The organism is Pseudomonas capeferrum (assembly GCF_013523055.1).
Lineage (GTDB): Bacteria > Pseudomonadota > Gammaproteobacteria > Pseudomonadales > Pseudomonadaceae > Aquipseudomonas > Aquipseudomonas capeferrum_A.
On record NZ_JAAMQM010000019.1, the window covers coordinates 58,926 to 78,905 of the forward strand.

Here is a 19,980-nt window from a genome sequence, read left to right on the forward strand (position 1 = left end):
CCCACGCGGCGCTTCGCGAGTAAACTCGCTCCCACATTTGTTGCAGTGTGCCATGGCCTGATAGGCCGAGTTCTTAGCCTTGTGTGTACAACAAAGAGATCGAGGGGGTAGCAGCAGCCTTTATGCAATCTTCAGCCAAGCATTAAAGGCTGACAACTCCTCTCTCACAGGCCATGGCGCGTTGCAACAAATGTGGGAGCGAGTTTACTCGCGAAGCGCCGCGCGGGCGGCGCTCGATCTCAAGGTCGCTATACATTTGTCGCCATGCACCTGGCGGCCAACATGCAATCCCACCTTCCATACAATTGCCTAACCGCCCCCTCAAACCTCGACCGCAGCCTCTACCCTCAAACTCGCCAGGTAGTCGGCAAATCCCTCTCGTGCTCGTCCATCCCGGCGGCTGCTGGTCGCCACGCTGTGCCGGGCCGTCCACACGATCCGCGCGCCGCTGGCGTGCAAGGCGTTCACCAGGTACACATCCTCATGAGCCGGGAGCGGCGGAAAACCACCGACGCTTTGGTAGGCGCGCGCGCAGATGCCGAGGTTGGCACCGTGGATATGACGGTGTCCCTCGCGCGCCTGGTATCGGCTGCGGTAGAGACGCCGCAGAGCGGCATCCTGCCAAGGCTCCCAGCGTTCGATATGCACCGTGCCACAGACGACATCGGCCGCGCATTCCAGTTGCCAGAGCAACCAATGCGCGGGCACGCGGCTATCGGCATCGGTACATGCGAGCCAGCTGGCGCCGCGCGCGAGCATGAAGGATGCGCCCGTACGGCGAGCCACGCCTACGTTCCCAGCGTCGATCTCGAGCGTAAGGACACCGTGGCGGTGGGCAATGGATGCGCTGGCGTCGGTGCAGCGATCGAGGACTACCAGGACTTCCACGTCATGACCCTTGTCACGTGCCTGTCGGGCGGCCGTCTCGACGGCTTTCAGGCAATACCCCAACCGTCTGGCTTCGTTGTGTGCCGGAATGATCACTGTAATCATAGGCACGGTTCGTCGAGGTCGATAACGCTTGGCTGACAGGACCAGTATTCGAGCAGGAAGTCGGCTTCCTCGTGACGCACCACCGGGTACAAGGGCAGGTGCTTGGAAAGCAGGTCATGCACTTCGCGGCCGTCCTGTGGGCACCCGGCAATCGGGTGGCGCCAATGGCAAGCCAGCAATCCGCCGTCGTAGGTCAGGCTTGCAACCGACTGCTCGATAACCTGTAGCCAGTCGGTGGGATCAAGGTAATAGCCTACTTCGCCAAGAACGATCAGGTCGAAGCTCCCGCCCGGCCAGTCACCCGGCAGACGCGCCTGTTCGACACTGGCATGTGCCACGCCGGCCATGCGTTCGCGCGCCAGGCGTACCGCCGTCGGATCGAGGTCCTGGCACACCAGGCTCGCGCTACGCTCGGCAAGCAGCGCGCTGAGCTCTCCGTTGGCGCAGGCCGGCTCGAAAATGCGTTCATAGCACTGACGTGGCAGCGTGGCCATGATCAGGTCGCGCTTGCGTCGCTCGTACCACCGCGTGCGGAAGGCCCAGGGATCTTCGTTGGTCGCGTACAGGTCAGCGAAGTATTGCGAGTCGAGGCTCATAGAAACACCACTTCAAAGGGTTGCAGAAGACATTCGAGCAACATCGCAGGCAGGACGGGCGGGCGGTCTTCGTCTGGTTCCATCTGGCTGACATGCGCGGCGATGGCTCGACGCTTGCGCGTCCGGCTGGTCTCGTCGAGCTGGAGACGATGCGCACAGGCCCAAGGCAGCCGAGCGTCCTCCGCATCCGCCCAATGCCAGGCCCAGACCGGAACTTCCGCGAGGCGAGCCTGACGGGCCTGGGCCGCTTGCGCGCACGCGCGTCCCACGGCTTCGTGATCGCAGTGACCGTCCCCGCGCCAGGTGGTCAACAGCACGTCGCCAGGCTTGAGCAACTGATTGAGATGATTGACCAGGAAGGCTTCTTCCCGGGGCAGGCCACCATCCTTGAGGTGCAATCGCCGCCAGTCGAGCGCGGCGGGGTCCAGGCCAAGGCACTTCAGGGCCTCTCTACTCTCCAGAACCCGCTGGTGTCGCAGACGGTGTTCGGTCCAGTGCGTGGACTCGGGGTGACTGCCCTCGCCATCGGTGACGGAGATCAGCACGACATCCTGTTCGCGCCCGCTGAATTGGCTGAGCAGACCACCGCACATGAGGATTTCATCGTCCGGATGAGGCGCTACCACCACCAGGCGTGTGCCGGGGGGGCAAAGCGTATCGGCACTGATCCACGTCGCCCGCGCCAGGTGCGCCGAATGCTGCCAGTGCGCCCAGGGCGTGCCGCTGGCAGCTTGGATACGATTCTCGCTCATAGCTGCCAGGCCCCGTCGGGCAACTCGGTCAATTGCTCGCCCAAGTCCGCCAGGTCGCGCTCGGCATGGCTCTGGCGCAGGTATACCGGCAGGTCCGAGCTCAGGCGGGCAAAGTGGCTATTGCGGCAGTAGGGCACAGCGCCCATGGCTCGGCCGACATGCCGGATCACGCGCTCGACCGCATGCTCGACCTGAGCGCGCAAGCGGCGGACTTCGATGCCGGCATCGGCCGTGGGTTGGCAGTCGATCCAGCTGGCACAGTCGCGCAATGCGGCACGTGCGCCATACAGCGCGGCATCCACCGCACCGAGGTGGGCATTCGCGTGAGGATCCTGGCGAGACTTGCAGTGCTCTCGCAGGTACTCGGCCAGTACCTCGGCGGCGCCGTACCAGCAAGCGGCAATACCACCCCCGCCGTGCCAGAAGCCCGGTCGAGACAGGTATTCGCCTGGCAAGCCCACGGCGATGCCCGGCGAGTCGTCGAAGGCGACCTCGACGCTAGCGGTGGTGCCCATGCCGACGGCTTGCCAGTTGTCCACCTGGATACGGTTGCTGGCATCGGCCAAGTCAATGGCCACCAGCTGCGACTGGCCGTCTTCGGTCCAGGCCGTGATCAGCGCGCGGTTGATCTGCATGGCGCCCGAGCACCAGGCCTTGCTGCCCGTCAGGCGGACCTGATCGCCGTCACGGTGAGTGATCACCGCGCGGGCATCCGGCGGCTCCGCCGCCCATACCCCCCAGAGGCCGTCGCCAGCCAGGCGCGATGCAGCGCATTCGGCAAGGATCGCCAAGGCGTCGGTATGTCCCTCGTAGAGCTTGGCCAGGGCCAGATCGCAACCGGCCACGCGAGCCAGTGTCTTCCAGCGTTGCAAGGTCTGTCCGTGGCCAGGCAGTGGCAGGAGGTCAAGCTCGTCGGCCTGAAGCGCCTTCATCAGGACGGGGAGCTGGGTATCGAAATTCAACGGCTGGGGGCGATCCGAATAACTGCGTAGCAGACGGTCCAGGCTGCCCAGGTCGAAATCCTGGAAGATGCTCATCAATGCGACTCCACCGTTGTGTTTTTCTTCCATCCCCGCAGATTCATCGCACACAGGCAGAACTGCAGGACTATCAGTGCCCAGGCCTGGATTTGCCAGCCCCAGATGACCCAGAGCAGGTTGCTGCTGATAAAGCAGCAGAAACCGACGCGCCGTCTGGTCGAGCGGCGTGACCCGATGCACCAGGCGGCAACTACCGTCAGGAGCATGGCGGGCCATTGCAACAAATCGATGAATTGCTCCATCAGCTCAACCCCAGCTGCTTGCGCATCTTTACGGTGATGGATTGGCGAGTAGAAGCAAGGTCTGCCCACGGATCATCGACCTCGCCCAGGCGCTCGCGCACGTTCGACAGATTCCATTGGTTGGCGCCCTTGAGCTGGGCAAGCTCCTCGCGCCAGATCGGCACCGATACCGATAATCCTTCCCGCGCCCGCAGGGAATAGGGACTGACAGTGGTCGCGCCCTTGCCATTGCGCAGGTAGTCGATGAAGATCCGCCCGATCCGGTTCTTGGGCCCGGACACCGCCGAGAGGCGGTCCGGAAACAGCCCAGCCAGGTGATCGACGATGGCGTGCGTAAAATCTTTCACCTCGTCCCAACCGGCTCGCCGGGTCAAGGGGACAACCAGGTGCATGCCTTTGCCGCCGCTGGTCTTTAGAAACACCTTCAGGCCAAGCTCTTCGAGCAATGTCAGGGTCAGTTGGGTGGCTTCCAACATGGCCTTCCAGGGCAGCGCCGGGTCAGGGTCGAGATCCAGGACGAAGCGGTCGGGCTTGTCGAAGTCCTTGTCGGTCGCATTCCAGGTATGAAGTTCGAGCGTGTTCATCTGTACGGCGCCCAGCAGGGTGTCCGGGCCATTGACGATCATGACCGCCTGGCCGGCCTGCTCCTTGTCGTAGGTGACGATACCGGGGATATGCAGCTGGCCCGCGTTCTTCTGGAAGAACAGCTCGCCTGCCAGCCCCTCGGGCGCGCGTACCAGGGCCACGGGGCGTGCCTTGAGGTGGGGCAGGATCCACGGGGCCACGTCGGCGTAGTATTCGGCGACATCCCGCTTGGTGAGGCCACTGCTGGCGTCGATCACTCGGTCGGGGTGGGTCAGGCGCAGGTTGGCCAGCCCTTTGGTCTTGGGCACGGCTTTGGTGGGCATGGGACGCTCCAGGTCGATATCGGTAGCCGGCTTGTCATCGCGCAGGCCATGGAACACGGCGTGACGAACGAAGCCTTCACGGGTCATCTGGGCAAAGGAAACTTCGGCCAGCAACAGCGGTTTCAGCCAATGCACGCCGCGAACCTCGCTGCCGGTGGGCGGTTTGGACAAGGCGGGACGGTCCGTTTCCAGTGGCTTGAGGCGTGCATGGATGCTGTGCAGCGTGATCGCGCTGAAACCGGTGCCGACCTTGCCTGCATAGCGCAGTTCACCGCTTTCCTTGTCATGCAGCGCCAGGAGCAGGGCACCGAAGCCGCTTCGACTGCCCTTGGGGTCGGTGTAGCCGACGAGCACGAACTCCTGGCGCTGCTTGCACTTGAGCTTGATCCAGTCGCTGCTGCGCCGTCCGCTGTAGGTGCTGTCCAGGCGCTTGCCGATCAGACCTTCGAGTTGCAGGCTACAGGCGCTGGCGAGCAGGGATTCCACCGGCTGGTCGAAGTCCGCGGAAAACTTCAGGACCTTGGATTGATGGTTGTCGAGCAAGGCCTTCAGTCGAGCGCGGCGTTCCTGCAGGGGATTGTCGCGCAGGTCCTCGCCATCGAGATAAAGCAGGTCGAAGAGAAAGTAACTGATCTGCTCGTCGCGCGCGGTATCGAAGGCATTCTGCAGGGCCTGGAAATCCGCCGCGCCCTCGTCATCGACCACGACCACTTCGCCGTCGAGCCAGGCGGAATTCACGTCGAGCCCGCTCAGGGCTTCCACCTGGCGCGGCATCTTGGCGCTCCAGTCGTGGCCGTTGCGGGTGAACAGGCGCGCTTTGCCGTTTTCGATCCGCGCGAGTATGCGATAGCCATCGAATTTCACTTCGTAGGACCAGTCGCCTGCCGGGGGGGATTCGACCAGGGTCGCCAGCTGCGGCTGCAGCATCTCGGGCAACGCTTGCTGGTCTGCCTTGGCACGCTTGGGAGAGGGCTTGATCGACTTTTTCTTGATGGCTTTGTCGGTGTCGACGGCGGCGGACCGAGGAACCAGGGTACGGTCACTCAGGACACTGTCAGGCAGGGCTTCGAGCACGTCGTATTCGGACTCGCTGCGCGCTTCTGCGTCGTTGGACTTGACCAGCATCCACTGTTCCTTCTTGCCGCCCAGGCGGGTACGGAACAGATTCCAGACGCCGGCGAGCTTTTCTCCCTGCAGACGAAAACGCAGCTTGCCCTTGGCATAAGCGTCCCTCGGATCGCCTTCAGGCTCCCAGACCCCCCGATCCCAGACGATCACGTCGCCCGCGCCATAATGTCCGTGGGGGATGCTGCCTTCGAACGTGGCGTAGTCCAGCGGGTGGTCTTCCACATGAACGGCAAGACGCCGGACCTTGGGATCCAGCGAAGGGCCCTTCGGGATCGCCCAGCTTTTCAGCGTGCCGTCCAGCTCCAGGCGGAAATCGTAATGGAGATGGCTGGCGTCGTGTTTCTGGATGCAGTACTGCAGCGCGTGCGCCTGCTTCGCCTGGCGACTTTCGCCCGTCGGCTCCGACGTGGCGTTGAAGTCGCGCTTGCGATGGTACTCCTGCAGGGGCTTGTCCATGGCGGGCTCCAGGGGATTCGCGGGTCTCTAGATGGGAGGAAACGCGGTCAAGAGAGTTCAATCTGTATGCGGGCCGGGACGAAACGGGCAGGGGCCGCAAGTGCCATGGGCGACCTGGCGTGATGTGCAAAAACTCTGAATCATTCGGCAGATGGCGGAGTCGACTGAATGAACACATTCGACGGAGAGCTTTTATGCCAAGGCCAGAAGACCCGAACGACCGCCTGACGCCTGAGATCGACACGATCGAGGACCGCATGGGCGATATGCGAGAGCTGGATTTCCGCGACAGCGACGAGCATCAAGGGCGCGCCGGCGATGAACGCCCGGCTCGCGAGCTCGAGCAGGAGTTTCCCCCGGAGCGCGTGGAGCGTAGCGGCATGACCGGCGGGGAAGCCTTGAGCGAGGGTATCCATGAGGACGGTGTGACGGACGATGACCTGAGTCCTGAGACGCTCTTCGACGAAACCGGTGCCCGTGATCCCCATGAGCCGGGTGGCGATGGACCTGCCGACCAGGACCTGAGTGAGGTTTCATCCCGCGAGATCGGGGCAGGGATCGGGCTCGACGAGGAAGAGATGGCACATGTGGACCCGCTGGACGGCGAGCCTTGGAATGATACGCTGCCGCCTGCCGATGGTGATAACGATAGCGATGTGAGGAACAAACGATGAATGAGCAACGTTGTGCCTGCAGCCAGTGCTCTTGCACTGTAGATGCCAATGCCAAGGCCCAGGACGGTAATGCCTACTGCTGCAAGGCCTGCGCCAACGGCCACCGCAATGGTGAACATTGCCGCATGCCGGATTGCGATTGCGGTTCGACCGGGCAGCCCCACGATGATGAGAGCAATAGGGCGATCTGAAAGGTAGCTCGACCGGTGCGCCAGCCTCACCGTGGCGTAGACCCGCCGTCCACCAGGGCACCCACCGCCAGGTGGGTCGCCCATAAGCCCGACCAGCCGTCAGGCGAGCACCACTGACCGAAGCCGTTGCGGCCTATTCCGTATCCCATTTCCCATCATTCTGCTCGCAGTCCGTACGCGCCTGTCCAAGATTCGCGGTGCCGTAGTAATACGTGATCACCCGCGCATCCTTGGACAGGGCCGGACGGGTCGAAGGCTCGCCACTGCCCGCCGACTTGGGATTGGCCAGCGATTCCTGGGTCAGCGTCGCCGTACACCGTCCTTGGCTCTTGTCCGGGCACTGCGCCACCTTGCGCTTTTCACTATTGAGCATCTCCTTGCTCTCGTTGCTGCACGACCAGTTGATGGATTCGGCCGGCACGCCGGTGAATTCGTAGCAGGTATGCTCGTCCACGGACGCAATGGCCGCGCTGGAAGAGCGGGTAGAGACGTCGCAGGCCTCGGCCAGCACGCTACCGCTGGCCAGACCGCTGAGGAGCAGGAGCACTGCATGAGCACGCATGGATCACCTCCTGGGCACTGGGCCCGTTTCAGGACTTGGGCAGCGCGGCCTTGCTTTCCTGGCGCATCGCCTTGGCGCGTTTTTCCAGTACCAGGTAGGCGGTAACCGCGATCAACAGGGGGATCAGGTAGTAGAACGTGCGATAACCCAGCAGCGCAGCGACCAGGCTGCCTTGGCTGATCTGCCCTTGCAGTAGCGCGAGGAAGACCGTTTCCAGCACCCCAAGCCCGGCGGGGATATGGGCCACCACACCCGCCACGCAGCTGATCAGCAATATCCCTAGAATAGAAGGGAAGAACAGGTCGTGCGGCAGCAGCCAGTAGATCAGCATCGCCATCAGCGTCCAGTTGCTCGCGCCCAGGCCCACCTGCGCCAGCGCCATGCGCAAGCTCGGCAAAGTGATCTCGTGCTCGCGCACGCGCCAGGTGCGGCGACGGGCATAACCACAGGCAAGCACGTAGCCCACGGCCAGGGCCATCATCAACGCGCCGATCAGCTGCAGACCGGTGCCGCCCACGGCCCAGCTTTCCGGCAGTTTCACCAAGCGCAGGGCGAACACCGTCCCGGCCAAGGCCATATAGCCGATCCAGTTGGTGAGAATGCCTAGCGTGATGATCTTGGTGATCGTCGGCGTATCCAGGCCCAGGCGGCTATAGAGCCGGTAACGCAAGGCTACTCCGCCTACCCAGGTGGTAAAGTTCAGGTTGAAGGCGTAGCACACGAAGGCTACCGGCAGCACTTGCCGCGCCGGCAGCTTGTGACCGGTATAGGCGCGCCCTAGCAGGTCATAGCAGCTGAAGACGGCGTAGCTGCACAGTGCAAGCGCAAAGCCGAGCAGAAGCTTGCCAGGCCCATACGACTTCAATGACTGTCGCACCTCGTTCCAGTCCAGGTTGCGAGCCAGCATGTACAACAGAGCCGGGATCAGCAGCAGTAAAAGCACGGTGAACACCCGCTTGCCCCAGGTAAGCCAACGCTTTCGCTCCATCAGGTTTTGCCCTCGTGAAAATGCACATCTGCTTCAGTCGCCGGTTGCAGTGATTGAAGTCGTTTGCGATGGGCCGGGAACCATCCGGCGATGACCGGGAAATAACGAATGATGTGGAAGCACAGGAAGATCAAGGGCGCGCGCCACCAGTAGCCGCGGATCATGCGCTCCATGGTGACGGCCTTGCATTGCTGGCTGCCCAGTTCGGTGAGGTGTTCGTAGAGCTGCTGGTTGAAGGCGCGATCGCGGATCAGCAGGTTGGCCTCGAGGTTGAACGACAGGCTCAATGGATCGAGGTTGCTCGAACCGACCGTGACCCATTCGTCATCCACCAGCGCGACCTTGCCGTGGAGTGGCCGCTGGCAGTACTCGTGGATCACCACGCCATCGCGCAACAGATAGTTGTAGAGCAGGCGCGACAGCGCGCGGACCCAACGCATGTCGGGCTGCCCCTGGAGGATGAGGGTGACTTCGACACCCCGCCGGGCAGCGTTGCGCAGCTCTCGCAACAGCCGGTAGCCCGGGAAGAAATAGGCATTGGCGACGACGATACGCTCGCGCGCCGAGCGAAACGCCGCCAGGTACTCTTTCTCGATATCCGTGGTCCGCAGCAGGTTGTCGCGTTCGACCAGCACCGCGCTGATCGAGCCGGTCGGCTGCCTGGTCGGGCGTACCTGACTTGGAGGTTCCAGGACCGGCGCCATGAGTCGCCGACTGGAGGCGTGGATCTGCGTGACCACCGGGCCGGTGACCTCGACGGCGTAATCCTGCTTGGCCATGGGCCCGTAGTCCCCAAGGTGGTCGGCACTGTAGTTGATACCCCCCACGAAAGCCCGTTCGCCATCGATCACCACGATCTTGCGATGCAGTCGGCGGAACAGGTTCGTGCGCATTCCTATCAGGCGTGGCTGCGGGTCGAAGGAGTGGAAACGCACGCCCGCCTCGGTCATCGAGCCAATGAAGCTGTCCGGCAGATCCGCGGTGCCATACCCATCCGCGACCATTTCCACGCGCACGCCTCGCTGCGCAGCTTCGATCAGGACCTGACGCAGTTGTTGGCCGACCTTGTCATCGAAGATGATGAAGGTCTCCAGAAGAATCTCTTCCTTGGCCGCGGCCATGGCTTCGAAGACACGGGGATAGAATTCTTCGCCATTGATCAGCAGCCTTACATCGTTACCGTCGACCCAAGGTCTGTTCACAGGCTCACCTCCGCGGCAAGGGGGGCATGGTCGGACAAATGCGTCCAGGGGTAGCTGGAGAGCACCTTGGCACTGCGCACGGTTGCATTGCGCAGGTAGATGCGATCCAGGCGCAACAGCGGCAGACGCGCCGGGAAGCTGCGCGCCGGGGCTCCCTGGGTGCGACCGAACGCTTCCTCGAGATGCTTGGCCAGTACTCCATCGGCCTTCAGGCGCCAGTCGTTGAAATCACCGGCAATGACCACTGGCGCATCCGCAGGCAATGAGTCGAGCAGCTCGAGCAGCAAACGGACCTGCCGCTGCCGATGCGCCTCGCGCAGACCCAGGTGCACGCAGATGGCGTGGAATTGATCATGGCCGGGTACGTCCAGACGGCAATGCAGCAGACCACGTTGTTCGTTGCCCTGGATCGACACATCGAGATTGTGGTGCTCGAGTATGGGGAATTTCGACAGCAAGGCATTGCCATGGTCGCCGTGCGGATAGACCGCGTTGCGGCCATAGGCGAATTGCGGCCACATGCTGTCGGCGAGAAATTCGTATTGCGGCGTCTCGGGCCAGGCGGCATGCCGTTCGGCATGCTGCTGATGGCTGCCGTGGACTTCCTGGAGGAAGACCAGATCGGCACCGGTGGCGCGTACCGCATCGCGCAGCTCGGGCAGGATGAAGCGCCTGTTGAAGAAGGTAAACCCCTTGTGCACGTTGATGGTCAGTAGGTTCAAGCGGCGCACGGCCGTGACCTTGTCGATGATGCAGGTGGGGGCTGGCATGGTTTTGTTCACGTTTCGACTCCTGGTTTCACGCCGGGCTCGGCCTCCAGCTCGTCTGCCAAGTGCAGACGCTCCAGGAGGCGGCGGGCATCGTAGGGGGCATGAACCTTTTGATCATTGTCGAAATAGCAGTAGATGTCCCGGGAGCTTCGCTTGCGCGGAGGCTGTTCGACGATCGAATGGGCATCGTCGGGTTGGCCGCCGATACTCCAGGCTTCGATGCGTCGACCCCAGCGGCGCAAGGCCCTGGCGGTATAGCCGCTGCTGTACAGCTCGGTGTCACCGTGCAGGCGCAGGTAGACGAAGTCGGCCGTCACGTCCTCGACGTACGGCCACTTGCCCGCGCTGTCCGCGACCACCAGCGCGACATTGTGATCGCGCAGCAACTTGACGAACGCTTCGCACAGGAAACTCTCGTGGCGGACTTCCACGGCATGTCTCAAGGCTTTCTTGCCTGCGACGTCGGCGATTGCGTTTCCTTTCAACCGCTCTGCGCACTGCGTGGCCAGCCGACGGGCAGCCGCGCGGTCGATGGGCAGGGTTTCGAGAAAGCGTGAGACCACATTCGCATCGAATTGAAGGTTGGGCGGAAACTGCCAGAGGATCGGCCCGAGCTTGTCACCAAGCCATAGCGGGCCGGAGGCAAGGAAATTGGCCAGCGGTTCCTCGATATCCTTCAGACGGCGCATATGGGTGATGAAACGGGGTCCTTTGAGGGCAAAGATGAAGTCGTTGGGCGTCTCGTCATGCCAGTGCCGGTAACGCTCGGGTGTCTGCAGGCTGTAGAACGAGCCGTTGATTTCGATGCTGTTCACCGTTCGCGAAGCGAACGCCAGTTCATCGTTCTGGCGCAGGCCTTCAGGGTAGAAATCCTTGCGCCATGGGCCGTAACGCCAACCGGAAATACCAATTCGAATATCGCTCACGGTGCCTTCCTTCGCATGGGCGTGTCGATGGATGACGGGTCCTTGGGGGGCAGTGGCACTGCGGTCGTGCGGCGTCTTGCGCCCAACCCAGGGAAAACCACTGCTCTCATTGCTGTCTCCTGGCGTGTCGGGAATGGAAAAGGGTGCTGTCATGCGCTGCAGCGCTTGCAATAACGACCCGAAAATGACCGCAAGGGTTCAGGAAAAATGACAGCAGTGCCGAGGAGGGCGGACAAGTTGAACTTCATCTGGCGCGGCGTTTCCACTCCTGTAGGTGTGGCAGCACGACACGGGGCCTCAGCTTGCTGTAAGACGCGCCCCGGAAGGTAGTCGCTTTGCGCAGGCCCTTGGCGGCCGAAGCGGGGGCGCATCTTTTGGAGTCTGCCTCGTCACTGGAATGACTCGCCTGCACTGGAGGAACCATGGCCAGACACATCATCCATTACACAGGTCCGATCAACTCTTCGACCTGCGGCAACTTGATCAATACCTGTTCGCGCGCGCTTCAGCAGGGGGCGGATGTCATACAGCTGAACATCGCGACCATGGGCGGCGAATGCAGCTACGGCTTTACCTTGTACAACTTTCTTCTCTCGTTGCCGGTTGCGGTGCATACGCATAATCTCGGCACGGTGGAATCGATGGGCAATATCCTGTTTCTAGCAGGGGAGCATCGTACTGCCTGCGTGTACAGCAAGTTCCTGTTCCACCCGTTTCACTGGACCTTGCATGGTTCTGTGGACCACTCGCGCATGGCCGAATATGCCATGAGCCTGGATTACGACCTGCGCCTGTACGCGGACATCGTCGCGGAACGGACGGAGGGTGGGGCGGACAGGCTGGACGTGCCCCGTTACCTGATGGCCGCGCCGCGCATTCTGGGGCCTCGAGAGGCTCTGGAAAGCGGAATGATCCATGCGATAGACGATCTGCCGATCGCGGCGGATGCCGTTCAGTGGAGTGTCCATGCATGAGAACGAGCAAGGGATTGCAGCGGGTGTCGTCGAGCGTGGTGACTCACTCAGGCCGCGGAACGGTGTTTTCGGTCTGCTGGGCAAGCAGTGACTCGATCAGCAGACGGATTTCGCTTTTGAGTGAACGGGCCCTTTTCAGGCGCATGAAGCGGCAGTCGGCGATCTCATTACCCGCAGCGGGCGCCGGCTTGTCGGCGAAGGCCGCTTCGAAAACATAGTGCACCCGTTGCGGGGATTCGTAACGCATGAGGAAACGAAGCACTTCGGGTTGCAGGCCGGTCTCTTCGAAAAGCTCACGCTCGGCCGCCTGTTGCGGAGTTTCGCCAGCCTCGATCTTGCCTCCGGGGAGTGTCCAGGAGGCTTTGGGTTTTCTGACGCACAGCCATTTCGCGCCTTCCTTGCCGTAACGACAGATGACAGTGGCTCGGTGCTTGGCTTGTTTCATGGAAACTCCTGGGCAGGCAATCTTTCGGTTCTTTGATCTTGGGCCACAATGAGAGCGAAGGGTTTAGTTTTTCTGGCGACTGCCGTTCGGTCGGCACTCTACCGTTGGTCAGTTCTGCTTCAAGCGATTGACCTAACGGTGTCGTCAAGGTTCGGAACTACAGGGATGCCTTTACTCCGCGGAGGTTGAACCATGCGTGCATTGACGTATCGAGGTGTTACCGATGTAAGGGTCGAGACCGTACCTGACCCCAAGCTCCAAGAGCCGGACGACATCGTTCTCAAGGTGACGGCGACGTCGATCTGCGGTTCCGACCTCCATCTGTACAGACGAAAGAATCCCGCAGTAAAGGTCGGCGACATCCTCGGTCATGAGTTCATGGGAGTTGTGGAAGAAGTCGGCTCGGCGGTCACCACGGTGAAGCGCGGCGACAGGGTAGTCATCCCTTTCGTGATTGCCTGCGGAGAGTGCTTCTTCTGTCAACAAAAGTTGTATGCGGCCTGTGCGACGACCAACACGGCCGTACATGACATCACCGGCAGGATCACGGTGCCGCCGGGCGCTGCGCTATTCGGATATGGCAAGCTGCATGGCGGCATTCCCGGTGGCCAAGCGGAATATGTGCGCGTCCCCAAGGCCAATGTCGGCCCATTCAAGGTGCCTGACAGCCTGCATTGCGACCAAGCCTTGTTCCTCGCCGACACGCTGCCTACGGCGTGGCAGGCGGTGATCAACGCGGATGTGGGCAAGGGATCTTCGTTGGCCATTTTCGGCGCCGGGCCGGTTGGCCTCCTGGCCGCCGCCTGCGCACGGGTGCGGGGTGTCGAGCAGCTGTTCATCGTTGACGAGTTCGGTTACAGGTTGGATTTCGCCCAGCAGAAGTACGGTGCCATCCCTATCGACTTCAGCCACGATGAGGACCCGGCCGGCAGCATCATCCGGCAAACACCCGGCGGGCGTGGGGTCGACGCGGTGATCGACGCCGTTGGCCTCGAAGCCAGGGGTAGTACCGCCGAGGCTGTCCTGACGATGCTCAAGCTCGAAGGTAGCAACGGCAAGGCTCTGCGCCAGTGCATAACCGCAGTGCGGCGAGGTGGGGTCATCAGTGTCCCGGGCGTGTATGCGGGGTCTACCCATGGGCTGCTGTTCGGCGATGCGTTCGATAAAGGTCTCAACTTCAGGATGGGCCAGACGCATGTGCATCGCTACTTGCCTGAGCTGCTGGAACACATCGAAGAGGGAAGACTGGAGCCTGGGAAAATCATCACTCACCATTTTTCGCTCGAGGATGCTACCCGAGCGTACGAAATGTTCGACGAGAAGCAGGGCCGTTGCATCAAGGTTGTGATCAATCCGGCCGGCACCTCTGACGACATCCATTGAACTGGAGTCTGCATGCCCCGCATTATCACTTCGACCGACAGCGAGTCCCTGCATCCGGCAGACGAAAGCCTGATGTTCGGGACTCCCAAGGACCGCTTGGACTTCTATCGTCGCGAGATACAGTACGAAACCACGATTCTCGCGAACCGCACCGACGCCTACTTGAGCGCCCAGTCGTTTCTGGTCATCGCTTTCGGGTCTTGCATGGCCAACCTCAACCCTAAGTGGGGCGCCTTGTTCACACTGGTAGTCCCCACCATGCTCGCCTTGTTGGGGGTCCTCAGCACGCTCAACGCGTGGCCTGGCATTCGCGCTTCCTACGGCATCATCGATCACTGGCATTTCAAGCAGAGCCAGCTGTTGCGCAGCGAACCACAGATGGGCCACTCCTTCGATGAATATCCCCTGTTCAGCGAAAGCGAGGCGAGTCATCGAGGTTATCGCAAGTCACTGCTGTTCTCCTTACGTACACCTTGGTTGTTCCTGGTGTTCTGGGTGGTGCTGGGCGGCTATTGCCTGTTCATTCAACTGGATCCGACAGGCAGCTGACCACCAAGCAAATGGCCACTACGCCGCTGAGCCATCCTGTTAGACAATCTTTTGAATTTTCACGAAAAAGCTCACTCCATCTCTTGTCATCCATGGAGAACAGGAGGCCCCACGATGCCAGCCCCGCAACTGTACATAATCGATTACCGGCTGCACGGTAGCCACCGCACATTCATTATCCGGCTTGACCGTATGGACAATGCCGAAGCCTGGCATTGGGCAAGCTGCGACGCCGGGGTCGGGATCATTCCAAAGTTCGGTCGCGAGAAGATTCGCAAGGTCAGTCGGCCGATGGCGGAGCGCTATGGTGTGACCGATGTCAGCTGGCGCTTGTCGGGCAGTGCTCCGAGCTTTGCGCCACCGGTGGTCGACAGTACCACTCAGGTTGGTTTGGCTCGGGCGCCTGGCGATCTTCCCGCCAGCGAAGAGACCACGGTTACAGCCTGAGAGATTGCACAACCAAACAGCCCGCATTTGCGGGCTGTTTTCATATGGGGCCCCGCGATATCGCTTCAGGCACCGGACTCGGGATCCGCCGCAGGAACGCCACGCTCTTCGTCATCCGTCAAATTTGGATCGGCATCTGGATCATCGACTCGGCCATTGGGGTTGTCAGGATCGAGCTCTGGGTAATCGGTCTGCGCGTCGCCGCCGCCCATTCTCAATGTTTCAGTCATAGCAACCTCCTGGGTTTTTGGGGGTGTGGACAGCCTCGCTTCGGCAACCCTGGAAGGGTCTGGATGACCAGCTGTCTCAGTAGATTGGAGGGCCTTGGCGAGTCGGTTCTTCAAATGGATTCATATCAAGCTGACCAGTGGTCTGCATAGAGATGCTGGCTAGAGCCACATCTGCGCACGCCTTGCATGAGAATTATTACTGATCAAGTCAAAAATAATGAATTTGTCTCAGTTTGATGGATTCAAGACAATGGCGCCATCATTCATATGGAGCAGCACTGTCATGGCCTTGGCTCACTCCCTCGGATTTCCGCGCATCGGCCGCGACCGCGAATTGAAAAAAGCACTTGAAGCCTTCTGGAAGGGTGAACTTGGCGAGGCGGGTCTGCGTGAGGCAGGTCGCCAATTGCGAAGGGACCATTGGGCTCTGCAGCAGCAGGCCGGGATCGAGTTGCTTCCCGTAGGCGACTTCGCCTGGTATGACCAGGTACTGACCCACTCGTTGATGTTCGGTGTCGTCCCGGAACGCTTTCGGCCCGTCGATGGCCAGGTCAGCCTGCAGACCTTGTTCGCCATGGCTCGCGGTACTTCAGGCGATGCACAGGCTGGCGCTTGTTGCGGTAGTCCCCATGCGCAGGAAATGACCAAGTGGTTCGATACCAATTATCACTATCTGGTCCCGGAGTTCTCTCACGACCAGCAGTTCGAGCTGGGCTGGGACCAGCTGTTCGAGGAAGTGGAGGAGGCCACGGCGCTGGGGCACAAGATCAAGCCAGTGTTGATCGGGCCGTTGACTTACCTGTGGCTGGGCAAGGCCAAGGGCAAGGACTTCGACAAGCTGGACCTGCTGGATCGGCTACTGCCTGTTTACGGGCAGATTCTCCAGCGCCTGGCCGGGCAGGGCGTCGAGTGGGTGCAGATCGACGAACCGATCCTGGCCCTGGACCTTGAGCAGGACTGGAAAAACGCGTTCGAGCGCGCCTACAACCATATCCAGCGTGATCCGCTCAAAAAACTGGTCGCTACCTACTTTGGCGGCTTGGAGGACAACCTGGGCCTGGCAGCCAATCTGCCGGTGGAGGGGCTGCACATCGACCTGGTGCGTGCGCCCGACCAGTATCCGGTGATCCTCGATCGACTTCCGGCTTACAAGGTTCTGTCGTTGGGCCTGGTCAATGGCCGGAATGTCTGGCGCTGCGATCTGGACAAAGCCTTGGCGGTGCTCGAGCATGCCCATGAGCGTCTGGGAGACCGCCTCTGGGTCGCGCCGTCCTGCTCGTTGTTGCACAGTCCGATGGACCTGAGCCGTGAAGACGGACTGGATGCCGAAGTGAAGGGCTGGCTGGCGTTTGCCGTACAGAAGTGCGAAGAGGTGGCCACGCTGGCACGCGCCATTAACGAGCCCGAAGCCCCGCAGGTTCTACGAGCCTTGACGAGCAGCCGTGCGGTACAGGCAAGCCGTGCAGCGTCCTCGCGCATACACAAGCCCGAGGTGCAGGCGCGTGTCGCGGCGATCACGCCTCGGGACAGCCAGCGTCAGGCGCCGTTTGCGCAGCGTATCGTTCGCCAACGGACAAGCCTGGACCTGCCATTGTTCCCGACCACCACCATCGGCTCGTTCCCGCAGACGCCGGCGATCCGTCTGGCTCGACAGGCGCGCAAGCACGGGCGCTTGAGCGAAGCCGAGTACACCGAGGCGATGCACAGTGAAATCCGCCACGCGGTGCAGGTGCAGGAGCGCCTGGGGTTGGACGTCTTGGTGCATGGCGAGGCGGAGCGCAACGACATGGTCGAGTATTTCGCCGAACAGCTCGACGGCTATCTCTTCACTCGATTCGGCTGGGTACAGAGCTACGGTTCTCGCTGCGTGAAGCCGGCGGTCATCTATGGTGATCTGAGCAGGCCCAAGGCGATGACGATAGAGTGGATTCGTTACGCCCAGAGCCTTACCGACAAGGTCATGAAGGGCATGCTGACCGGTCCCGTGACCATGCTGATGTGGTCGTTCCCGCGCGAGGACGTCAGCCGGGAAATCCAGGCTCGCCAATTGGCCGTGGCCATCCGTGACGAGGTCGTGGACCTGGAAGCCGCCGGCATCCGTATCGTGCAGATCGACGAGGCGGCTTTCCGCGAGGGCTTGCCGTTGCGCCGGTCGCAGTGGCAGCGGTACCTGGACTGGGCGACCGAGGCTTTCCGTCTGTGTGCCAGTGGCGTAAGGGACGAGACTCAGATCCACACCCATATGTGCTATAGCGAGTTCAATGACGTGATCGAATCCATCGCCGCCATGGATGCCGATGTGATCACCATCGAGACATCGCGCTCCGACATGGAGCTGCTCGACGCGTTCGAGGGCTTCGCGTATCCGAACGAGATCGGCCCCGGGGTCTATGACATCCATTCACCGCGTGTGCCCGACGTGGAGGAGATGAGCAATCTGTTGCGCAAGGCAGTGAGGCGAATTCCGGCACACAGGCTTTGGGTGAATCCGGATTGCGGGTTGAAGACGCGAGGGTGGCCTGAGACGGAGGCGGCTTTGGTGAACATGGTCAGCGCGGCGCGGCAACTGCGGCGGGAGCTGGCTTGAGTCGAGTCAGTTCGGGTGGTCGGCTTGGACCGTGGGATTAGCAGGTAAGCAGCGATATTTGTCCCGTCCATCGTTCGAGGCGCAATCGCATCAAACTTATGTGTGCTGGACCTTGTCAGGACATAGGTGAGCAATTGCTCAGATGGCAGCAGATCTATCATCACATGGAGAAAGAGAATGAGCTTTTTCAGCAACATCCTCGAGAAACTGGGTATTGGCAAGCATGCTGCTCCCACTGCCGAAGCTTCCCCGCAAAATCCTGGCGCCGCGACTCCGGGTACCTCGGCGCCCGGCACTTCGGCGCCTGGTGCTACGCAGTCCACGGCTGCACCTCCTGCCATTAGTGAAGTAGACGTGGCGGCCAAGCTGGAAACCCTGGCAAGCCAGCACAGTGAGAAACTGAACTGGCGTACGTCGATCGTCGACCTGCTGAAATTGTTGAACATCGACAGCAGCCTATCCGCCCGTAAAGAACTTGCCGCCGAGCTTAATTACACTGGCTCCACGGATGATTCGGCAGCCATGAATACCTGGTTGCACAAAGCGGTGCTGAAGAAGTTGGCCGAGAATGGGGGCAAAGTGCCCGCCGAGCTTCTGGACTGACCATTGCCATGGGTCTGGCCGGGGCTGTGGTTGGCTCTGGTCAAGACCAGGTAAGCGAAAGTGGGCCTCTGATTTCAGGGCCCACTTTTTTATGGGTTTCTTTTGTTCAAGTGCCGGTAGTACAGGGCGCCTGGGCATTCTAGCGACAGGCTCGGTTATTTTCACGACCCTGGATCAGCACCGCCTACACGTCAGCATTGCTTCACTCCAGCTGCTTGCGATATGTCGACTGGATCTCTGCAGTCCCGTGGCCGTCTTGCTTCGCGGTAACACGAGCATCCGGCTTGGAGGGCACGAACAGGCGGCCTCCGGGGAGCGCAGGAATCCGCAGCTTGATATCAGGCCGCTGGGCCGAACGCGCCTCGCGGTCGAAATCCTTCAAACCTACGATCTTTGGAGGCTCTTTTCCCTCCAGTACGAAGAAGGGGAGGTTCACGTGCAACATGGCGTCGTAGCGGCTGCTTTTGGAGAACCACAGCATGCATCGTGGATGAGGCGCCACAGGTTTGGGCATGTCGAGGTAGTCATCGTCGGCCATGTTGACCAGCGCTCGTAGATCGAACCACTGGGGCGTCTGCTCGAGGGCCTCGCCGACCTGTTCGGCTCTCGACCGGGCCTCTTCCAACAATCGTTCCCGAAGAGGGCCTATCTGGACCCGTTCCTTGCCAGAAGTGTGGCCAGCCCAGGTGAATGTGATCTGGCGTGGGGCAGCATCGAAATCCTGGAGGGTGCGCTTCAGCTGGTTGAGGGAAAAACGACTTCCCAGCGCCTGACGCATGATGTTCGAACGTCGACTGACTGCCACGTTGCGTAACAGGCGTTCGGCTTCGATCGCTTGTACCAGCTCGGCTTTACAACGATTTACGGCGCGGACTTCGTCCAGTACCGACTCACGAAGGATGAAATAGCCGGGCAGGCGCATGACCGTGCCAGGACTTTGGCCCACGTCCAGCTCGAACTCACGGAATGCCGATACGGCCGCGGCGATGGCCGAGGGACCTGTAACGCAGTCTACCGGGATCTGGGCGGGGGTCTTCTGTTCGGAAAGCAGCGGCAGCTTCCAAACCGTGCCGTCGATGACCAGGGAAGGCCACCTTGCGTTGAAGACAGCCATGGCATCAACCAGGCTTTCGTAAGCGGCAACGATCGAATGAGTCATGGATTAGGTCCTAAAATAATACCACCCCTTGATATGCAGTAATAGAATCACCTACCACCGCGCCAGACCTTGTTAACAGGATGGGAGGAGGGAGTCCATATTTTGATATGAAACAGGCCGTTGTCATCTGTCTACATTTGCTTTTGCCACGCATGGTGAGCATTGGGGATGTTGG

22 protein-coding genes are annotated in these 19,980 nt (G+C 61.1%); 8 read left to right on the forward strand and 14 right to left on the reverse strand.

Translation table 11 applies throughout. The annotated features are described in order from the left end of the window. Positions 1-321 precede the first annotated feature (321 nt). The 6 genes from G7009_RS20610 to ligD are packed head-to-tail and all read right to left on the reverse strand — an operon-like array spanning position 322 to position 6,115. The gene (locus tag G7009_RS20610; protein ID WP_181131944.1) at positions 322-993 is read right to left on the reverse strand and encodes a glycosyltransferase; all 672 of its coding nucleotides are present in this window, start codon (positions 991-993) and stop codon (positions 322-324) included. Beyond that, entirely contained in the window at positions 990-1,589 is a 600-nt protein-coding gene (locus tag G7009_RS20615; RefSeq protein WP_181131945.1) for a class I SAM-dependent methyltransferase, read from the reverse strand. Before G7009_RS20615 ends, G7009_RS20610 begins: the two co-directional genes overlap by 4 nt. After that, the gene (locus G7009_RS20620) at positions 1,586-2,341 is read right to left on the reverse strand and encodes a PIG-L deacetylase family protein (protein WP_181131946.1); all 756 of its coding nucleotides are present in this window, start codon (positions 2,339-2,341) and stop codon (positions 1,586-1,588) included. The genes G7009_RS20615 and G7009_RS20620 overlap by 4 nt, the downstream gene beginning before the upstream one ends. Further along, positions 2,338-3,378 (reverse strand): acyl-CoA dehydrogenase family protein, encoded by a 1,041-nt coding sequence (locus G7009_RS20625; protein WP_181131947.1) that lies wholly within the window; start codon positions 3,376-3,378, stop codon positions 2,338-2,340. Before G7009_RS20625 ends, G7009_RS20620 begins: the two co-directional genes overlap by 4 nt. Then, entirely contained in the window at positions 3,378-3,623 is a 246-nt protein-coding gene (locus G7009_RS20630) for a hypothetical protein (protein WP_181131948.1), read from the reverse strand. Before G7009_RS20630 ends, G7009_RS20625 begins: the two co-directional genes overlap by 1 nt. After that, the gene (gene ligD, locus G7009_RS20635; protein ID WP_181131949.1) at positions 3,623-6,115 is read right to left on the reverse strand and encodes a DNA ligase D; all 2,493 of its coding nucleotides are present in this window, start codon (positions 6,113-6,115) and stop codon (positions 3,623-3,625) included. Before ligD ends, G7009_RS20630 begins: the two co-directional genes overlap by 1 nt. A 194-nt stretch (positions 6,116-6,309) precedes the next feature. Here ligD and G7009_RS20640 point away from each other — a divergent pair, with 194 nt between their 5' ends. Further along, positions 6,310-6,789, forward strand: a complete 480-nt coding sequence (locus tag G7009_RS20640) for a phosphotransferase system, HPr-related protein (protein WP_181131950.1) — start codon at positions 6,310-6,312, stop codon at positions 6,787-6,789. Then, complete coding sequence (locus tag G7009_RS20645; protein WP_181131951.1) at positions 6,786-6,980, forward strand: metallothionein; 195 nt, start codon at positions 6,786-6,788, stop codon at positions 6,978-6,980. The genes G7009_RS20640 and G7009_RS20645 overlap by 4 nt, the downstream gene beginning before the upstream one ends. 133 nt (positions 6,981-7,113) lie before the next feature. Here G7009_RS20645 and G7009_RS20650 read toward each other — a convergent pair whose 3' ends face one another. From G7009_RS20650 to G7009_RS20670, 5 genes are read right to left on the reverse strand one after another with little or no spacing between them, the layout of a single operon-like run. Next, positions 7,114-7,542 carry a hypothetical protein gene (locus tag G7009_RS20650; protein WP_181131952.1) on the reverse strand — a complete coding sequence of 143 codons (429 nt, stop codon included), beginning with the start codon at positions 7,540-7,542 and terminating at the stop codon, positions 7,114-7,116. A 28-nt stretch (positions 7,543-7,570) separates the two neighbouring features. Continuing rightward, entirely contained in the window at positions 7,571-8,530 is a 960-nt protein-coding gene (locus G7009_RS20655; protein WP_181131953.1) for a lysylphosphatidylglycerol synthase domain-containing protein, read from the reverse strand. Further along, on the reverse strand, positions 8,530-9,732 hold the full coding sequence (gene clsB, locus G7009_RS20660; RefSeq protein ID WP_181131954.1) for a cardiolipin synthase ClsB: 1,203 nt from the start codon (positions 9,730-9,732) through the stop codon (positions 8,530-8,532). Before clsB ends, G7009_RS20655 begins: the two co-directional genes overlap by 1 nt. After that, entirely contained in the window at positions 9,729-10,514 is a 786-nt protein-coding gene (locus G7009_RS20665) for an endonuclease/exonuclease/phosphatase family protein (protein WP_181131955.1), read from the reverse strand. Before G7009_RS20665 ends, clsB begins: the two co-directional genes overlap by 4 nt. Next, entirely contained in the window at positions 10,511-11,428 is a 918-nt protein-coding gene (locus G7009_RS20670; RefSeq protein ID WP_308813342.1) for a DUF72 domain-containing protein, read from the reverse strand. Before G7009_RS20670 ends, G7009_RS20665 begins: the two co-directional genes overlap by 4 nt. Positions 11,429-11,850: 422 nt before the next feature. Here G7009_RS20670 and G7009_RS20675 point away from each other — a divergent pair, with 422 nt between their 5' ends. Then, on the forward strand, positions 11,851-12,402 hold the full coding sequence (locus G7009_RS20675) for an ATP-dependent Clp protease proteolytic subunit (RefSeq protein WP_181131957.1): 552 nt from the start codon (positions 11,851-11,853) through the stop codon (positions 12,400-12,402). A 43-nt stretch (positions 12,403-12,445) separates the two neighbouring features. On the opposite strand, the gene G7009_RS20680 is transcribed toward G7009_RS20675, so the two are convergent. Beyond that, entirely contained in the window at positions 12,446-12,847 is a 402-nt protein-coding gene (locus G7009_RS20680; RefSeq protein WP_181131958.1) for an NUDIX hydrolase, read from the reverse strand. A 192-nt stretch (positions 12,848-13,039) separates the two neighbouring features. Here G7009_RS20680 and G7009_RS20685 point away from each other — a divergent pair, with 192 nt between their 5' ends. The 3 genes from G7009_RS20685 to G7009_RS20695 all read left to right on the forward strand — a co-directional run bounded on the left by G7009_RS20685 (position 13,040) and on the right by G7009_RS20695 (position 15,226). Further along, entirely contained in the window at positions 13,040-14,230 is a 1,191-nt protein-coding gene (locus G7009_RS20685; protein ID WP_181131959.1) for a zinc-dependent alcohol dehydrogenase, read from the forward strand. Between the two features lie 12 nt (positions 14,231-14,242). Continuing rightward, the gene (locus tag G7009_RS20690) at positions 14,243-14,779 is read left to right on the forward strand and encodes a hypothetical protein (RefSeq protein WP_181131960.1); all 537 of its coding nucleotides are present in this window, start codon (positions 14,243-14,245) and stop codon (positions 14,777-14,779) included. A gap of 114 nt (positions 14,780-14,893) precedes the next feature. Continuing rightward, a complete protein-coding gene (locus tag G7009_RS20695) occupies positions 14,894-15,226 on the forward strand; it encodes a DUF6555 family protein (RefSeq protein WP_258198004.1) in 333 nt (110 codons plus the stop codon). A gap of 65 nt (positions 15,227-15,291) precedes the next feature. On the opposite strand, the gene G7009_RS20700 is transcribed toward G7009_RS20695, so the two are convergent. Then, complete coding sequence (locus G7009_RS20700; RefSeq protein ID WP_181131961.1) at positions 15,292-15,456, reverse strand: hypothetical protein; 165 nt, start codon at positions 15,454-15,456, stop codon at positions 15,292-15,294. A 283-nt stretch (positions 15,457-15,739) separates the two neighbouring features. Here G7009_RS20700 and metE point away from each other — a divergent pair, with 283 nt between their 5' ends. Together metE and G7009_RS20710 are read left to right on the forward strand one after the other, a co-directional pair. Beyond that, positions 15,740-18,043, forward strand: coding sequence for a 5-methyltetrahydropteroyltriglutamate--homocysteine S-methyltransferase (gene metE / locus G7009_RS20705; RefSeq protein ID WP_181131962.1), 2,304 nt, complete (start codon positions 15,740-15,742; stop codon positions 18,041-18,043). A 177-nt stretch (positions 18,044-18,220) separates the two neighbouring features. Beyond that, on the forward strand, positions 18,221-18,646 hold the full coding sequence (locus G7009_RS20710) for a DUF3597 domain-containing protein (protein ID WP_181131963.1): 426 nt from the start codon (positions 18,221-18,223) through the stop codon (positions 18,644-18,646). Positions 18,647-18,848: 202 nt separating this feature from the next. Here G7009_RS20710 and G7009_RS20715 read toward each other — a convergent pair whose 3' ends face one another. Further along, a complete protein-coding gene (locus G7009_RS20715) occupies positions 18,849-19,805 on the reverse strand; it encodes a DNA replication terminus site-binding protein (RefSeq protein WP_181131964.1) in 957 nt (318 codons plus the stop codon). Positions 19,806-19,980: the final 175 nt, after the last annotated feature.

Bases quoted from the DNA above. Each gene is read 5' to 3' on its own strand.
- G7009_RS20610 (WP_181131944.1), bottom strand. From the start codon at position 993: ATGATTACAGTGATCATTCCGGCACACAACGAAGCCAGACGGTTGGGG.
- G7009_RS20615 (WP_181131945.1), bottom strand. From the start codon at position 1,589: ATGAGCCTCGACTCGCAATACTTCGCTGACCTGTACGCGACCAACGAA.
- G7009_RS20620 (WP_181131946.1), bottom strand. From the start codon at position 2,341: ATGAGCGAGAATCGTATCCAAGCTGCCAGCGGCACGCCCTGGGCGCAC.
- G7009_RS20625 (WP_181131947.1), bottom strand. From the start codon at position 3,378: ATGAGCATCTTCCAGGATTTCGACCTGGGCAGCCTGGACCGTCTGCTA.
- G7009_RS20630 (WP_181131948.1), bottom strand. From the start codon at position 3,623: ATGGAGCAATTCATCGATTTGTTGCAATGGCCCGCCATGCTCCTGACG.
- ligD (WP_181131949.1), bottom strand. From the start codon at position 6,115: ATGGACAAGCCCCTGCAGGAGTACCATCGCAAGCGCGACTTCAACGCC.
- G7009_RS20640 (WP_181131950.1), top strand. From the start codon at position 6,310: ATGCCAAGGCCAGAAGACCCGAACGACCGCCTGACGCCTGAGATCGAC.
- G7009_RS20645 (WP_181131951.1), top strand. From the start codon at position 6,786: ATGAATGAGCAACGTTGTGCCTGCAGCCAGTGCTCTTGCACTGTAGAT.
- G7009_RS20650 (WP_181131952.1), bottom strand. From the start codon at position 7,542: ATGCGTGCTCATGCAGTGCTCCTGCTCCTCAGCGGTCTGGCCAGCGGT.
- G7009_RS20655 (WP_181131953.1), bottom strand. From the start codon at position 8,530: ATGGAGCGAAAGCGTTGGCTTACCTGGGGCAAGCGGGTGTTCACCGTG.
- G7009_RS20675 (WP_181131957.1), top strand. From the start codon at position 11,851: ATGGCCAGACACATCATCCATTACACAGGTCCGATCAACTCTTCGACC.
- G7009_RS20680 (WP_181131958.1), bottom strand. From the start codon at position 12,847: ATGAAACAAGCCAAGCACCGAGCCACTGTCATCTGTCGTTACGGCAAG.
- G7009_RS20685 (WP_181131959.1), top strand. From the start codon at position 13,040: ATGCGTGCATTGACGTATCGAGGTGTTACCGATGTAAGGGTCGAGACC.
- G7009_RS20690 (WP_181131960.1), top strand. From the start codon at position 14,243: ATGCCCCGCATTATCACTTCGACCGACAGCGAGTCCCTGCATCCGGCA.
- G7009_RS20695 (WP_258198004.1), top strand. From the start codon at position 14,894: ATGCCAGCCCCGCAACTGTACATAATCGATTACCGGCTGCACGGTAGC.
- G7009_RS20700 (WP_181131961.1), bottom strand. From the start codon at position 15,456: ATGACTGAAACATTGAGAATGGGCGGCGGCGACGCGCAGACCGATTAC.
- metE (WP_181131962.1), top strand. From the start codon at position 15,740: ATGGCCTTGGCTCACTCCCTCGGATTTCCGCGCATCGGCCGCGACCGC.
- G7009_RS20710 (WP_181131963.1), top strand. From the start codon at position 18,221: ATGAGCTTTTTCAGCAACATCCTCGAGAAACTGGGTATTGGCAAGCAT.
- G7009_RS20715 (WP_181131964.1), bottom strand. From the start codon at position 19,805: ATGACTCATTCGATCGTTGCCGCTTACGAAAGCCTGGTTGATGCCATG.